The organism is Micromonospora sp. NPDC048835 (genome assembly GCF_040649995.1).
Classification (GTDB): Bacteria; Actinomycetota; Actinomycetes; order Mycobacteriales; family Micromonosporaceae; genus Micromonospora.
In genome coordinates this window covers 195074-208558 of record NZ_JBEZGM010000009.1, presented here as the reverse complement: position 1 = coordinate 208558, position 13485 = coordinate 195074, and the positions used below count along the sequence as shown (strand labels likewise).

13 protein-coding genes are annotated in these 13485 nt (G+C 72.9%); 4 read left to right on the top strand and 9 right to left on the bottom strand.

Annotation, left to right across the window (positions count from 1 at the left end; translation table 11 throughout):
* Positions 1-23 precede the first annotated feature (23 nt).
* On the bottom strand, positions 24-2825 hold the full coding sequence (locus AB0C15_RS13900; RefSeq protein ID WP_357351649.1) for a DEAD/DEAH box helicase: 2802 nt from the start codon (positions 2823-2825) through the stop codon (positions 24-26).
* An 86-nt stretch (positions 2826-2911) separates the two neighbouring features.
* On the opposite strand from AB0C15_RS13900, the gene AB0C15_RS13895 reads away from it, so the two are divergent.
* Entirely contained in the window at positions 2912-3682 is a 771-nt protein-coding gene (locus AB0C15_RS13895) for an HAD-IA family hydrolase (RefSeq protein WP_357351647.1), read from the top strand.
* Positions 3683-3770: 88 nt separating this feature from the next.
* Positions 3771-4688: an EamA family transporter gene (locus AB0C15_RS13890; protein ID WP_357351645.1), complete on the top strand. Its 918-nt coding sequence runs from the start codon at positions 3771-3773 to the stop codon at positions 4686-4688.
* Here AB0C15_RS13890 and AB0C15_RS13885 read toward each other — a convergent pair.
* From AB0C15_RS13885 to AB0C15_RS13860, 6 genes are all read right to left on the bottom strand, one after another.
* Positions 4651-5595: a diacylglycerol kinase family protein gene (locus AB0C15_RS13885; RefSeq protein ID WP_357351643.1), complete on the bottom strand. Its 945-nt coding sequence runs from the start codon at positions 5593-5595 to the stop codon at positions 4651-4653. The genes AB0C15_RS13890 and AB0C15_RS13885 overlap by 38 nt on opposite strands.
* A gap of 146 nt (positions 5596-5741) precedes the next feature.
* Positions 5742-6692 (bottom strand): twin-arginine translocase subunit TatC, encoded by a 951-nt coding sequence (tatC, locus tag AB0C15_RS13880; protein WP_357351640.1) that lies wholly within the window; start codon positions 6690-6692, stop codon positions 5742-5744.
* 18 nt (positions 6693-6710) lie between these two features.
* Positions 6711-7025 (bottom strand): Sec-independent protein translocase subunit TatA, encoded by a 315-nt coding sequence (gene tatA, locus AB0C15_RS13875; protein WP_124855346.1) that lies wholly within the window; start codon positions 7023-7025, stop codon positions 6711-6713.
* 159 nt (positions 7026-7184) lie between these two features.
* A complete protein-coding gene (locus AB0C15_RS13870) occupies positions 7185-7430 on the bottom strand; it encodes a hypothetical protein (RefSeq protein WP_357351638.1) in 246 nt (81 codons plus the stop codon).
* Between the two features lie 10 nt (positions 7431-7440).
* On the bottom strand, positions 7441-8490 hold the full coding sequence (locus AB0C15_RS13865; protein ID WP_357351636.1) for a YafY family protein: 1050 nt from the start codon (positions 8488-8490) through the stop codon (positions 7441-7443).
* Positions 8487-9485 carry a WYL domain-containing protein gene (locus AB0C15_RS13860; protein ID WP_091408906.1) on the bottom strand — a complete coding sequence of 333 codons (999 nt, stop codon included), beginning with the start codon at positions 9483-9485 and terminating at the stop codon, positions 8487-8489. Before AB0C15_RS13860 ends, AB0C15_RS13865 begins: the two co-directional genes overlap by 4 nt.
* Before the next feature lie 117 nt (positions 9486-9602).
* Here AB0C15_RS13860 and AB0C15_RS13855 point away from each other — a divergent pair, with 117 nt between their 5' ends.
* Entirely contained in the window at positions 9603-10607 is a 1005-nt protein-coding gene (locus AB0C15_RS13855; protein ID WP_357351634.1) for a cation diffusion facilitator family transporter, read from the top strand.
* 50 nt (positions 10608-10657) lie between these two features.
* Entirely contained in the window at positions 10658-11743 is a 1086-nt protein-coding gene (locus tag AB0C15_RS13850; RefSeq protein ID WP_357351632.1) for a DUF3866 family protein, read from the top strand.
* A 109-nt stretch (positions 11744-11852) separates the two neighbouring features.
* On the opposite strand, the gene AB0C15_RS13845 is transcribed toward AB0C15_RS13850, so the two are convergent.
* A complete protein-coding gene (locus tag AB0C15_RS13845) occupies positions 11853-12047 on the bottom strand; it encodes a hypothetical protein (protein ID WP_074309749.1) in 195 nt (64 codons plus the stop codon).
* A gap of 68 nt (positions 12048-12115) precedes the next feature.
* Positions 12116-13474 carry a Pup--protein ligase gene (pafA, locus tag AB0C15_RS13840; RefSeq protein ID WP_030332925.1) on the bottom strand — a complete coding sequence of 453 codons (1359 nt, stop codon included), beginning with the start codon at positions 13472-13474 and terminating at the stop codon, positions 12116-12118.
* Between the last annotated feature and the right edge of the window lie 11 nt (positions 13475-13485).

Here is a 13485-nt window from a genome sequence, read left to right as displayed (position 1 = left end):
ACATAAATAACTGAGCGTGACGATCACGCCGACGTGTGGTACGCGAGAACGCCTCGATTGACGGCTGCTATAGCCTGTCGAGCGGTCGACCGCAGCTCCGGGGCGGCACCACCGGAGTCGGCAATCTGACCGAGCAGGTCGACGACCTGTCGGGCCCACCTGACGAAGTCTCCGGCGGGCATCTCGCCGTCGATCTCGTGACCGCTGCCGAGCACCTTGGCCAGCGCCTCGCCCCGGGCCCACCGGTAGACCGGCCAGGCGAACCCCAGATCGGGCTCCCTCGTCGCGGTCAGCCCCCGCGCCGCCTCGTCGGCCTCGATCTCGCCCCACAGCTTCAGCGTCTCGTCCACCGCGTCGGCGACCGGCCCGCGCGGCAGCGACGCCCGCTCGTCGACGTCGCGGCGCGCCTCGAACACCACCACCGACACCGCGGCGGCCAACTCGGCCGGCGACAGCCCGTTCCACACCCCCCGGCGCAGGCACTCGGCGACCAGCAGGTCCGCCTCGGTCCAGATCCGGCCCAGCATCCGACCGGCGTCGGTGACCGCGCCGTCGCGGGCGAGGTAACCCCGCTCGGTCAGCAGCGCCACGATCCGGTCGAACGTCCGAGCGAGGGAGCCGGTACGACCACTGACGCGCTCGCGCAGCTCCTCGGTGTCGCGCTCCAACCGCCGACGCCGCTCCGCCCAGCGGGCGTGCTCCTCCCGCTCGGGGCAGCCGTGGCAGGGGTGGTTGCGCAACTCGGTGCGGAGCTGGGTGATCCGGTGATCCTCGCCGGTCACCTGGCGGGAGCGGCCCCCGCGGCGGCCGCCGTGCCGGTCCAGGCCGGTGCCGCTGACCTCGGCGGCCAGATCCCGCCGGGCGCCCGGGGACCGGTGGTTGAAGTGCTTGGGCACCCGGATCCGGGCCAGCACCTCGGCCGGGGTGGTGAAGTCGCCCGGGCTCACCCGCCCGGCCCACCGGTCCTGGGTGAGCACCAGCGGCCGGGGCTCACCGAACCCGCCGGTCGCCGGGTCCAGCACCACGGCCAGCCCGGCCCGCCGGCCCGACGGCACCCGGATCACGTCGCCGACCCGCAACCGCTCCAGCGACGCCACCGCGGCGGCCTTGCGCTGGGTCTGCCCCTGCCGGGCGATCGCCTTCTCCCGGTCGGCGATCGCCACCCGCAGCGCGAAGTACTCGTCGAAGTCGCCGTGGTGGCAGGCGGCCTCCGCGCCGTACGCCTCGATGGTCTCGGTGTTGCGCTGCACCTGCCGGGCCAGGCCGACCACCGAGCGGTCCGCCTGGAACTGCGCGAACGAGGACTCCAGCAGGGCCCGGGCCGGGTCTACGCCGACCGAGCCGACCAGGTTCACCGCCATGTTGTACGACGGCCGGAAGCTGGACCGCAGCGGGTAGGTGCGGGTGGACGCGAGCCCGGCCACGTGCCGCGGGTCGGTCTCCGGGGACCACACCACGACGGCGTGCCCCTCCACGTCGATGCCCCGGCGGCCGGCGCGCCCGGTGAGCTGCGTGTACTCCCCCGGAGTCAGGTCGACGTGCGCCTCGCCGTTGTACTTCACGAGGCGTTCCAGGACGACGCAGCGGGCCGGCATGTTGATGCCCAGGGCGAGGGTCTCGGTGGCGAAGACCGCCTTGACCAGACCCCGGACGAACAGCTCCTCGACGACCTCCTTGAACACCGGCAGCATGCCGGCGTGATGGGCGGCGAGGCCGCGCTCCAGGCCGTCCAGCCACTCCCAGTAGCCCAGGACCGACAGGTCCTCGCCGGGAATGGCGGTGACCCGCGACTCCACGACCCGGCGGATCTCGGCCCGCTCCTCCGGCGAGGTGAGCCGCAGCCCGGCGGCGAGACACTGCTGCACCGCGGCGGCGCAGCCGGCCCGGCTGAAGATGAACAGGATCGCCGGTAGCAGACCCTCCCGGTCCAGTCGGTCGACGATGTCCGGGCGCATCGGGCCCCGCCAGCGCGGGCCACGCCGGCCGGCACCCGGCCCCGCGCTGCGCCCCTCGCCCAGCTCCAGCCGCCGGGTCTGGTCACGGGTGTAGCGCAGCAGCTCCGGATGCACGTCGTGCTTGCGGGCGGCGTCGGCGTCGTGGAACAGGTCGAACATCCGCTTGCCGACGAGCATGTGCTGCCACAACGGCACCGGCCGGTGCTCGCTGACCACCACGGCGGTCTCGCCGCGGACGGTGACCAGCCAGTCGGCGAACTCCTCGGCGTTGGAGACGGTCGCCGACAACGAGACCAGGGTCACCGACGCGGGCAGGTGGATGATCACCTCTTCCCACACCCCACCGCGGAACCGGTCGGCCAGGTAGTGCACCTCGTCCATCACCACGTACGCGAGGCCCTGCAGGGTGCTGGAGCCCGCGTAGAGCATGTTGCGCAGCACCTCGGTGGTCATCACCACCACCGGCGCGTCGCCGTTGATCGCGTTGTCGCCGGTCAGCAGGCCGACCTGCTCCACGCCGTACCGGGCGACCAGATCGTGGTACTTCTGGTTGGACAGCGCCTTGATCGGCGTGGTGTAGAAGCACTTGCGCCGCGGCGGCGGGGTCGTCGCGTCGGCCGTGGGCACCGGGTCGTCGGGCCGCCCGCGCAACGCCAGGTGTACGGCGAACTCCCCGACCACCGTCTTACCGGCGCCGGTGGGAGCACAGACCAGCACACCGCTGCCCCGCTCCAGCGACTGACACGCCTCCCGCTGGAAGTCGTCGAGGTCGAACCCCAGATCGAGGGCGAACTCGTCCAACGCCGGAAACTGTGCGGCTTGTGCGGCCTTGCGGCGCGCCGCTGCGTACCGCTCGGCGGGGCTCGACATGGCACCAAGATTAGTGCGTGCCGGGACACGTCACCCCACAAGGCCGTCCGGAGGCACGGTCGGGGGCGGTCGGTAGGGTGCACGGCGTGCCGGACCATGCCGAACCGCCCCAGACCAGTCCGCCAGGCACCGCCGAGGCGACCGCCGCCCGTCGGGCGTCCCGACGCCCTGTCAAGGCGGTGCTCTTCGACTTCCACGGCACCCTGGCCCAGGTGGAGGACCCCCAGCGGTGGGTGCTGGAGGCCGCAGCGGCCTGCGGCGTCACCCTGGACCGGGTACGCGCCACCTCGCTCGCCGACCGGCTGCTGACCGCCGGACGCGCCGGCGGACCACTACCGGCGCGGGTGCCACCCCGACTGGCCGAGCTCTGGGCCGACCGGGACCTCTACCAACACGCCCACCGGGGTGCGTACACCGGGCTGGCGGAGACCGTCGACGCCGGCATCGACGGCTTCGCCGACGCGCTCTACGAACGGTTGCTGACCGCCGAGGGTTGGTCACCGTACGCCGACACCGCCCCCACCCTGGCCGCGCTGCGCGACGCCGGGGTGCCGGTGGCGGTGGTCAGCAACATCGGCTTCGACCTGCGGCCCCACTTCGACACCTGGGGGCTCACCGAGCTGGTCGGCGCGTTCGTGCTCTCCTACGAGGTGGGGCGCTGCAAACCCGACCCGGCGATCTTCTGGCGTGCCTGCGGGATGCTCGGCGTCGACCCGGAGCAGACGCTGATGGTCGGTGACACACCTGCGGACGCCGGCGCCGTGGCCGCCGGCTGCTCGGTGCTGGTCCTCCCGGCCGCCGAGCCGGGCCGGGAGAACGGGCTCGGCGCGGTGCTCGACCTCGCCCTGCCGGCCTGACCAACGCCCGCTCGACAAGTACCCCACCCGGCCAGGGTCACCCGGGTGGACGCCGCCGCCAGGTGGCCGACGATGACGGCCTACCGTCGTGCCCGTGACCGAGATTCTGCTGCCCACGCCACCGCCGACCGACACCCCACCGGCCCGGCGCGGTGGCGTCGTCGCGGTGGGGCTGGTGCTCGGCGGGGCCCTGTCGGTGCAGTTCGGCTCCGCCCTGGCCGCGCTGCTCTTCCCACGTACCGGGGTGGCCGGGGCGGTGACCCTGCGGCTGACCATCTCGGCGGTGCTGCTGCTCGTCGTCTGCCGGCCACGACTGCGCGGTCACGACCGGTCGGCCTGGCTCGCGGTCGGCGCGTTCGGGCTGGCGCTGGCCGGTATGAACTCGCTGTTCTACCAGGCCATCGAACGCATCCCGCTGGGCCCGACGGTGACGCTCGAGGTGCTCGGCCCCCTCGCGCTGTCGGTGTTCTCCGCGCGACGACTGGCCAGTTGGGGCTGGGCCGGGCTCGCGCTGGCCGGGGTGGCGCTGCTCGGGCAGGGCGGCTTCGACCGGCTGAACCCGGCCGGGGTGGCGTTCGCGTTCGGCGCGGGCGCCATGTGGGCCGCGTACATCGTGCTGAGCGCCCGGGTCGGCAGCCGCTTCCCCGGCGCGGACGGGCTGGCCCTGTCGCTGACCGTCGCCGCCCTGGTCACCCTGCCGCTGGGCATCGTCGACGGCGGTGCCGTGCTGCTCGAACCGCAGGTGCTGGCGCTCGGCGCCGCGCTCGCGGTGCTCGCCTCCGGCCTGCCCTACACGCTGGAGCTGCTGGCGCTGCGGCGGATGCCCACCGCCACCTTCGCGGTGCTGATGAGCCTCGGCCCGGCCGTCGCCACGCTCGCCGGGTGGCTGGTGCTGCGGCAGGCGCTGACCCTGCTGGAGTGCGCCGCCATCGTGCTTGTCATCGCGGCGAGCATCGGTGCGGTACGCGTCAACGCAGCAGCCGCAAAGCGCCCGGAACCGCGCTGACCGTCACCGGCAGCTCCAGCGAGCGTTCCCCGTCGGCGTACGAGGTGATGCCGTCGGCGGCCAACTCCACCGTGCGGGCCCGGAAGCTGCGTACCAACGGGTGGCTGACGTGGGTGCCCTGGTAGATGCGCGGCTTCACCCGGATCAGCGTCCGCCGGTCGACCCGACCCGCGACCACCACGTCGAGCAAGCCGTCGGTCGGGTCCGCGTCGGGGCAGATCCGCATCCCACCGCCGTACGTGGGACAGTTGCCGACCGCAACGAGAACCGCGTCCAGGTCGTGCGGCACCCCGTCCAGGCGCAGCGTGTAGTGGCGTGGGCGCAGCCGGGCCAGCTCGACAAGGATCGCCAGGTCGTACCGGCGCGGACCACGTGGCCAACGCATCCGGTTGGCCCGCTCGTTGACGATCGCGTCGAACCCGGCCGCGAGGACCGCCCCGTACCAGCGTGCGACGCCGTCGAACCCGACCATCCGGGCCAGGTCCACCGGTTGGCTGCGGCCGACCCGCACCGCCTCGGCGATCACCGCCGCCGCCGCGAGGGGATCGGCCGGGAATCCGGTGTCCAGGGCGAAGTCGTTGCCGGTACCGGCCGGGATCGGGCCGAACGGCACGTCGGTGCCGCCGACGGCCTGCAACGCGCGGTGCACCGTACCGTCGCCACCGATGGCCACCAGGGCACCCGCGCCGTCCGCGACCGCGGCACGGCACGCCGCCTCGGCCTCCTCCGGGCCGGACGCCGACAGCAACCGCAGCGGCCGGCCGCCGGCGGCCAGCCCGTCCAGCAGCCGGGGCAGCAGGGCGCCGTAGCGGCCCCGGCCGGCGGACGGGTTCGTGAGTACGGCCACCGGGCCACCGGCGAGCGGGGCGCGGTCGACCGGGCCGGGCAGGTGATCGTCTGCGGTCACGGGCAGCACCGTACCGGTCGGACACCCGCCGTTCATCAGGGGCAGGCGGCGTCAGCACCCTCTGCCCCGCGAGTGCGGCAGGTGACGCGACGACGCCGCCCCCGGCGAACGGGGACGGCGTCGGTGGACCGGGCGGCGCGGGGCCGTCAGGTCATGTCGTCGTAGCGGCGTTCGATCGGCGCCGGCTTGGCGATCGGCTCGGGAACACCGATCGGCGCGGCCGAGTCGACCCGCTGCCCGGCCACGACCGGGTCCGCGTCGAACTCCAGCGGCGACACCTCGTCGTCGTCGATGCCGGCGTAGATCTCCTTGCCGCGCCCACGCCGCTTGTCGTTGAGGAAGGCGATGCCCACCGCACCGAAGTAGAGCGCGGAGAGGCAGATCGCCAGGGCCGTCATTCCGAACGGGTCCGGCGTCGGGGTGACCACCGCGGAGAACGCGAAGAACACGAAGATCGCCACCCGCCACCAGCTCAGCAACCGCTTCGCGCTGGCGATGCCCACGAAGTTGAGCATCAACACGACGAGCGGGAACTCGAAGGCCACGCCGAACAACAGGATCAGGTTGGTGACGAAGGAGATGTACTTGGTGATCTCCAAGGTCGTGCTGATCTCGCTGTCCGAGATGCTGAGCAGGAACTCCAGGCCCTTGGCCGTGACGAAGTACGCCAGCACCGCGCCGGCCGCGAACAGCGGCGCGGCGAGAGCGGTGAAGAAGTACGCGTAGCGCCGCTCGTGCCGGTGCAGGCCGGGCGCGATGAACGCCCAGAGCTGGTACAGCCAGATCGGGGCGGCCACGATCAACCCGACCCAGAGCGCGACCTTCAGGTTGAGCAGGAACAGGTCGGCCGGGCCGAGCTGAACGAACTCGCACTTGCCGTCGACATATCGGGCCTGCGGCAGGTCACAGTAGGGCTGCTGGAGCAGGTGCAGCACCGGCTTGGCCAACCAGAAACCGAAGCCGAAACCGATGAGGATCGCCACGGACGCGCGGAACAGACGGTTGCGCAGCTCACGAACGTGCTCGATCAGCGTCATCGAGCCATCGGCGGCCCGCTCGAACGTGCTCGGGCCGCGTTTACGCAGGGCGAAGGCCACGGGAGTGGGGCCCTTCGATCAGTTGTCGCGGACGCGGTGCACCGGGTCGACGACCGGCTGCTGCGGCGGGGCCTGCTGGTACGGGGCCTGCTGCGGCTGGCCGGCGTACGGCGCCTGCTGCCCGGCGTGCGGCGGCAGCGGCTGGTAGCCGGCCTGCGCGTCGGCCTTCTCGGCGAGGTCGCGGTCGTCGTCCTGCAGGCTCTTGGTCTCGGCCTTGATGATCCGCAGCGACCGACCCAGCGAACGGGCCGCGTCGGGGAGCCGCTTCGCACCGAAGAGCAGGATCAGCACAACCACGAGAACAGCGATGTGCCACGGCTTGAGGGCACCCATGAGAAGCTCCAGTCGCTCTGTGTCCGAGGGGTGGTACGCAGCCCATCGTACGTGCGGATCGGCTGCCCGCCACCCGCCGGGTGGTGGTGGTTTGGCCGGGAGGGTGAAGTCTTGACCAACCCGCGATGATCCGTCAACCACCGCCGGGTGAGTGCGCGATCAGCCGCGCCTGGCCTTGATCACCGCGAGTCGCCGGGACGCGGTGTCGAGCCGAGACTGGACCTCCTCGGCGCGCTGTTGCAACGCCTCGGCGGTCTCCCGCAGCGACTCGGCCTCGGTGGCCCGCCGTTGCAACGCCACGGCGGCGCGGCGCAGTCGGGGCAGCCGGGCCAGCACCGGGCGCACGGCAAGCGCGAGCACCACCAGGGGAAGCAGCACCACCGCGAGCACGATCCAGATCAGCACGGCGGTCAGCCTACTGGGTGCGGCCGGCCACCGCCGGGTCGCCCGACGGCACGCCCTCCGGGTCGGCCACGGGCCGGGGCGCGGAGATGGGCGTGGGCACGGCGTACGCGTCGAGCGCGGCGGCGGCCGTCGCCCGCACCTGTTCGGCCAACTCGACCGGGGCGACCACGGTGGCCTCCGGGCCGAGGCCCAGCACGAACCGGCGGGCCCATCCCAGGTCGGTGACCCGCAGGGAGACCAGCCACTGGTCGCCGTCGGCCTCCACCCGCTCGCACGGGTAGTACTCGGTGATCCACCGCTCGCCCCGACCGATGCGCAGGGTGATCAGCGGCAGGTCGACCGACGGGCGGAACACGCCCTCGGTGAGGTCGTGGGGAACGGCCTGCGGCGGCACCGTCGCCGGCTCGTCCAACTCGGTGATCGCGTCGATCCGGTCGGCGCGGAACAGCCGGACGGCCTCCGCGCGCCGACACCACGCCTCCACGTACGCCCGGCCGCCGACCATCAGCATCCGCAGCGGGTCGATGACCCGTTCGGTGGTCTCGTCGCGGGCCGCCGTGTAGTAGGTGATCCGCAGGGCCTTGCCACCCTCCACGGCGGCGCGCAGCGCCTCGACCCGGGGGGTGTCCCCGGGCAACCGGACCGCGACCGGGGCGCCCACCAGGTCGCCCGCGTCCTCGATCTTGGCGAGAGCCCGTTCGACGGCCTCCCGATTGGCCACCCCGGGCGTCTCGGCGATCATCCGCAGCGCCACCACCAGCGCGAGGGCCTCGTCGGGCGTCAGCCGCAACGGCCTGTCGATGCCGGCGTCGTAGGTGATGGTCACCCGGTCACCGTCGAACGCCATGTCGATCAGGTCACCGGGGCCGTACCCGGGGAGCCCGCACACCCAGAGCAGCTCCAGGTCCTCCCGGAGCTGCCGCTCGGTGACGCCCAGGTCACCGGCCGCCTCGGCGATCTCGATGCCCGGCCGGGCCAACAGGTAGGGCACCAGGTTGAGCAGTCGGGCCAGCCGGTCGGCGGACGTGCGGGAACCGTTGCGGACGGCCGGGCGGGTCACCGGGCACCTCCGCTGACGGCCAGCTCGTCGTGGCGCACCGCGATCTCCTTGAGTCGTTGAATGACCGCCTCACGGACCTCGGGTGGGTCGAGGACCCGCACGTCCGGGCCGTAGCCGACGAGATGACCGGCGAGCCCGTCCGGGTCGGCGTACGGCAGGACCAGCCGGTCGCCGTCCGGCCCGGCGGTCACCTCCACCGCCCAGCGGCGCAGGCCGGCCGCCCGCCCCGGCGCGGCCAGCACGGTGGCTCGACCGGTGCGCTCCACCGGACCCGACCAGCGGGCCACGTGGCTGATCAGGTCGACGTTCGCCGGCGGCTCGTACGCGCCGGGGGCACCGGTCACCCGGACGGCGCCGACGACCCGGGACAGCCGGAAGCAGCGGGTCGCCTCCCGGTCCTGGTCGTGGCCGACGACATACCACCGGCCGCGCCAGCAGACCACGCCCCACGGTTGCAGCCGCCGCCGGCTGGGCGCGTCACGGTCGGGCACCCGGTAGTCGAACCCCACCTCGCGGCGGTCACGGGCGGCGGCGGTCAACGGCGCGAAGGCCGGGTCGACGGTGACCATCGGCTCCAGGCCGAGCGTCGCCTGCGGGTCCACGTCCACCCCGGCGGCCCGCAGCTTGGCCAGCCCGGACGACGCGGCGGCGGCCAGCCCGGCGTGCTGCCACAGTCGCGCGGCGATGCCGACCGCGGCGGCCTCGTCCGGTTCGAGGAGGATGTCGGGCAGCGCGTACTCCCGGTGCGCGATCCGGTAACCGGGCTCGGCGTCGAACGCGCTCGCCGTGCCGGTCTCCAGTGGCACACCCAACTCACGCAGCTCGGCCTTGTCCCGTTCGAACTTGCGTTGGAACGCCTCGTGGTCGCGCGCGTCGTCCGGATCGTGCTCGTAACCGGGCACGGTCGCGGCGATCTGCGCGGCGGTCAGGAACCGTCGCGTGGACAGCAGGCAGATCACCAGGTTGACCAGGCGTTCGGTGCGGGTCCGCGACACGCGGTAGACGCTAGCAGCCGACCCGCCCAGACCGTGCACCCACGCGGGCGTGCCGCACACTTGTTCGGATCGGGTCTCCCCCGGCGCGCCGTCGTCCGCGGTCATAGGCTGACCCTCATGTCGCAGCCGGAGCCCAGGCCCGAGAGCGAGAGCGTCGGCACCGTCGTCGTCGCCGGTGTCGCCAACCTCGCCATCGCGGTGGCCAAGCTGATCGCCGGGCTGGTCTCCGGGTCCGCCGCGATGCTCTCCGAGGCGGCCCACTCGGTCGCCGACACCACCACCGAGGTGCTGCTCTTCCAGGCGCTGCGCCGCGGCTCCCGTCCGGCCGACCAGCGACACCCCTTCGGGTACGGCAAGGAGAGCTACGTCTGGGCGTTCTTCGCGGCGATGTTCACGTTCGTCGCCGGCGCCGGTTTCGCCGTCACCCACGGTGTCACCACGATCCTGGTGCACGAGCACAGCGGCGACTACCTGATCTCGTACGTCGTGCTCGGGGTGTCCTTCGTCATCGAGTCGATCTCACTGGCCCGGGCGGTGCGGCAGGTCCGCCGCGAGTCACGGCGCTGGCGGACCACGCCCCGACGGTTCCTGCGGCTGACCGCCGACACCACCGTCAAGGCGGTCTTCCTGGAGGACAGCGCCGCCCTGATCGGTCTGGTGCTGGCCGGGCTCGGCGTCGGCCTGTCGCACGCCACCGGCGACGAGGTGTGGGACGGCGTCGCGTCGATCCTGATCGGGCTGCTGCTGCTGACCGTCGCCGGGATCCTCGCCGGCAACAACCTGTCGCTGCTTGTCGGTCGGGCCGTCCCGGAGCGGCTGCGCCACGAGATCGAGCAGGACCTGGCCGGGCTGCCCGAGGTGGAGCGCATCGACACCCTGTTGACCATGCAGCTCGGTCCGCAGGACATCCTGGTCGCGGCGAAGGTCGACTTCCGCGACGAGGCCACCGGGGCGCAGATCGAGGCCACCGCCGACGAGGCCGAGCGGCGGCTCACCGGCCGGTACCCGGAGATCCGATTCGTCTTCCTCGACCCCACCCGCTCACTGCCCGGCGTCACCGGCGACGCGCGACACACCCAGGCCGGGCCGAGCCCGGACGCCGGCGGGCCCGAGCCGGGCTGAACCGCACCCGGGCGAGGGCCGCCGGGGCCGCGCGGGCTAGCGTGCCCGTCATGGTGCGATGGCGTACGGGGACGGTGGTGGCGCTGCGACGGCAGTGGACCGGGGCGGTGGAGCTGGACGTCGACCTGCCCGACGGCACGAGGATGCGGGCCCTCGCGTACCCGGAGCTGGTCGGCACGCCCCAACCCGGCGACCGGGTGCTGCTCAACGCCGGCGCGCTGCTGATGGGGCTCGGCACCGGCGGGTACGCCCTCGTGGTGGCCCTGCCGGACCGGCTGCCGCCGGACCCGCCGGACGTCGCCGACACCCGCGACGCGGGGCACCTGGTCAAGGCCCGCTACACGCCGTTGCAGCCGATCCTGCTCGGCGTCGACGAGGAAGCCTCCCCGCACCGCGACGTGCTTGCCGCCGCCGACGACCTGGGCGGCCTGCCGGTGGTCACCGCCGACCTGCACTCGGCCCTCCCGGCGATCCTGGCCGGCATCCGGGCCGACGCCCCCCAGGCCCGGGTGGCCTACCTGCTCACCGACGGTGGGGCGCTGCCCGCCTGGTTCTCCCGCACGCTCGCCGGCCTACGGGCCGAGCTGGCCGGCACGATCACCGTCGGGCAGGCGTTCGGCGGCGACCTGGAGGCCACCACGGTGCACGGCGGTCTGCTCGCCGCCCGCCACGTGCTCCACGCGGACGTGGCGGTCGTCGCCCAGGGGCCTGGCAACCTGGGCACCGGCACCCGCTGGGGCTTCTCCGGCGTCGCCGTCGGCGAGGCGGTCAACGCGGTCGCCACGCTCGGTGGACGGCCGGTCGGCTCGTTGCGCATCTCCGACGCCGACCCCCGCCCCCGGCACCGGGGCGTGTCGCACCACAGCCTCACCGCGTACGGCCGGGTCGCGCTCGCCCCGGCGGAGCTGGTGGTGCCCGAGGACCTGACGCCGTCGCTCGCTGCGGAGGTGGACGCGGCGCTGGCGCCCCTGGCGGCCCGGCACCGGATCGTCCGGGTGCCCACCGAGGGTCTCGACGCCGCACTGCGGGCCAGCAGCGTCCCGCTGTCCACCATGGGCCGTGGCCTCGACGCCGACCACGCCTACTTCCTGTCGGCAGCCGCCGCCGGCCGCCACGCGGCCACCCAGCTCCCCTGACCCTCCCCGAGCTGATCAAGAGGTTTGCGTCAAGTCGAGCCCGGTTTCTGACGCAAACCTCTTGATCAACTTGAGGGTGGGGTGGGGTGGGGGTGGGGTGGGGGTGGGGTTAGGCCAGGAAGATCAGGGCCAGCCAGCCGCCGACGATGAGCACCAGCGCCAGGGCCAGCACCCACGTCGGCACGGTGTATTCACCGCGCCGGTTGCGGTCGATCTCGGCGCGGATCTTCTCCCGCCGGCGTTCGACCCAGTTCTGCCGCTCGGCGCCGCGCTCGGAGCGGTCGGAAGGTCCAGAAGTCGTCATGGCGCGCTCAGCCTACCGGGCCGCCCGACTCCGGCGGCGCTGCCCGCCGCCGGAGCCGAGGCAACCTGTCACATGCTGGCGATCAGCCGCTCGACCCGCTCGTCGTACGCCCGGAACGGGTCCTTGCAGAGCACGGTGCGCTGTGCCTGGTCGTTGAGCTTCAGGTGCACCCAGTCGACGGTGAAGTCCCGGCGCTTCTCCTGGGCGTGCCGGATGAACTCGCCGCGCAACCGGGCCCGGGTGGTCTGCGGCGGAGTCTCCTTGGCCTCGAAGATCTCCGGGTCGGTGGCCACCCGGTCGACGTCGCCACGGCGCTCCAGCAGCCCGTAGAGACCCCGGCCACGGCGCACGTCGTGGTAGGCCAGATCCATCTGGGCCACCCGGGGGTGCGACAACGGCAGGTCGTGCTTGCGCTGGTAGCGCTCGATCAGCCGCAGCTTGCTGACCCAGTCGATCTCTCGCGAGACCGGCTCCAGGTCGCCGGTCTCCACCGCGTTGAGCACCCGGCCCCACAGCTCGACGACCCGCTTGGCGGCCTGGTCGCCGCCGCGTCGCTCGACGAACTCGGTGGCCTTGGCCAGGTATTCCTGCTGGATGTCCAGCGCGCTGACCTCCTTGCCGTTGGCCAGCCGCACCTTGCGCCGGCCGGTGATGTCGTGCGACACCTCCCGGATGGCCCGGATCGGGTTCTCCAGGGACAGGTCGCGCATCACCACCCCGGCCTCGATCATCCGCAGCACGATGTCGGCGGTGCCGACCTTGAGCAGCGTGGTGACCTCGTTCATGTTGGAGTCACCCACGATGACGTGCAGCCGCCGGTAGCGCTCGGCGTCGGCGTGCGGCTCGTCGCGGGTGTTGATGATCGGGCGGCTGCGGGTGGTCGCCGAGGAGACACCCTCCCAGATGTGCTCGGCCCGCTGAGAGAGGCAGTAGACCGCGCCGCGTGGGGTCTGCAGGACCTTGCCCGCCCCGCAGATCAACTGCCTGGTGACCAGGAACGGGATGAGCACGTCGGCGAGTCGGCCGAACTCGCCGTGCCGCGAGACCAGGTAGTTCTCGTGGCACCCGTACGAGTTGCCGGCCGAGTCGGTGTTGTTCTTGAACAGGTAGATCTCACCCGCGATGCCCTCGTCGTGCAGCCGCTTCTCGGCGTCGACGAGCAGGCCCTCCAGGATCCGTTCGCCGGCCCGGTCGTGGGCGACGAGGTCGGTCACCGAGTCGCACTCCGGTGTCGCATATTCCGGGTGCGACCCGACGTCCAGGTAGAGCCGGGCCCCATTACGCAGGAAGACGTTGCTGGACCGACCCCAGGAGACCACGCGTCGGAACAGATACCGCGCGACCTCGTCCGGGGACAGCCGCCGCTGCCCGCGATAGGTGCAGGTGACGCCGTACTCGGTCTCGAGGCCGAAGATTCGCCGCTCCATGATGAGACATT

What these genes read in the sequence shown, in the direction of transcription:
- AB0C15_RS13900 (WP_357351649.1), bottom strand. Translation starts at nt 2,825, where the DNA reads ATGTCGAGCCCCGCCGAGCGGTACGCAGCGGCGCGCCGCAAGGCCGCA.
- tatA (WP_124855346.1), bottom strand. Translation starts at nt 7,025, where the DNA reads ATGGGTGCCCTCAAGCCGTGGCACATCGCTGTTCTCGTGGTTGTGCTG.
- AB0C15_RS13855 (WP_357351634.1), top strand. Translation starts at nt 9,603, where the DNA reads ATGTCGCAGCCGGAGCCCAGGCCCGAGAGCGAGAGCGTCGGCACCGTC.
- AB0C15_RS13850 (WP_357351632.1), top strand. Translation starts at nt 10,658, where the DNA reads ATGGTGCGATGGCGTACGGGGACGGTGGTGGCGCTGCGACGGCAGTGG.
- AB0C15_RS13845 (WP_074309749.1), bottom strand. Translation starts at nt 12,047, where the DNA reads ATGACGACTTCTGGACCTTCCGACCGCTCCGAGCGCGGCGCCGAGCGG.
- pafA (WP_030332925.1), bottom strand. Translation starts at nt 13,474, where the DNA reads ATGGAGCGGCGAATCTTCGGCCTCGAGACCGAGTACGGCGTCACCTGC.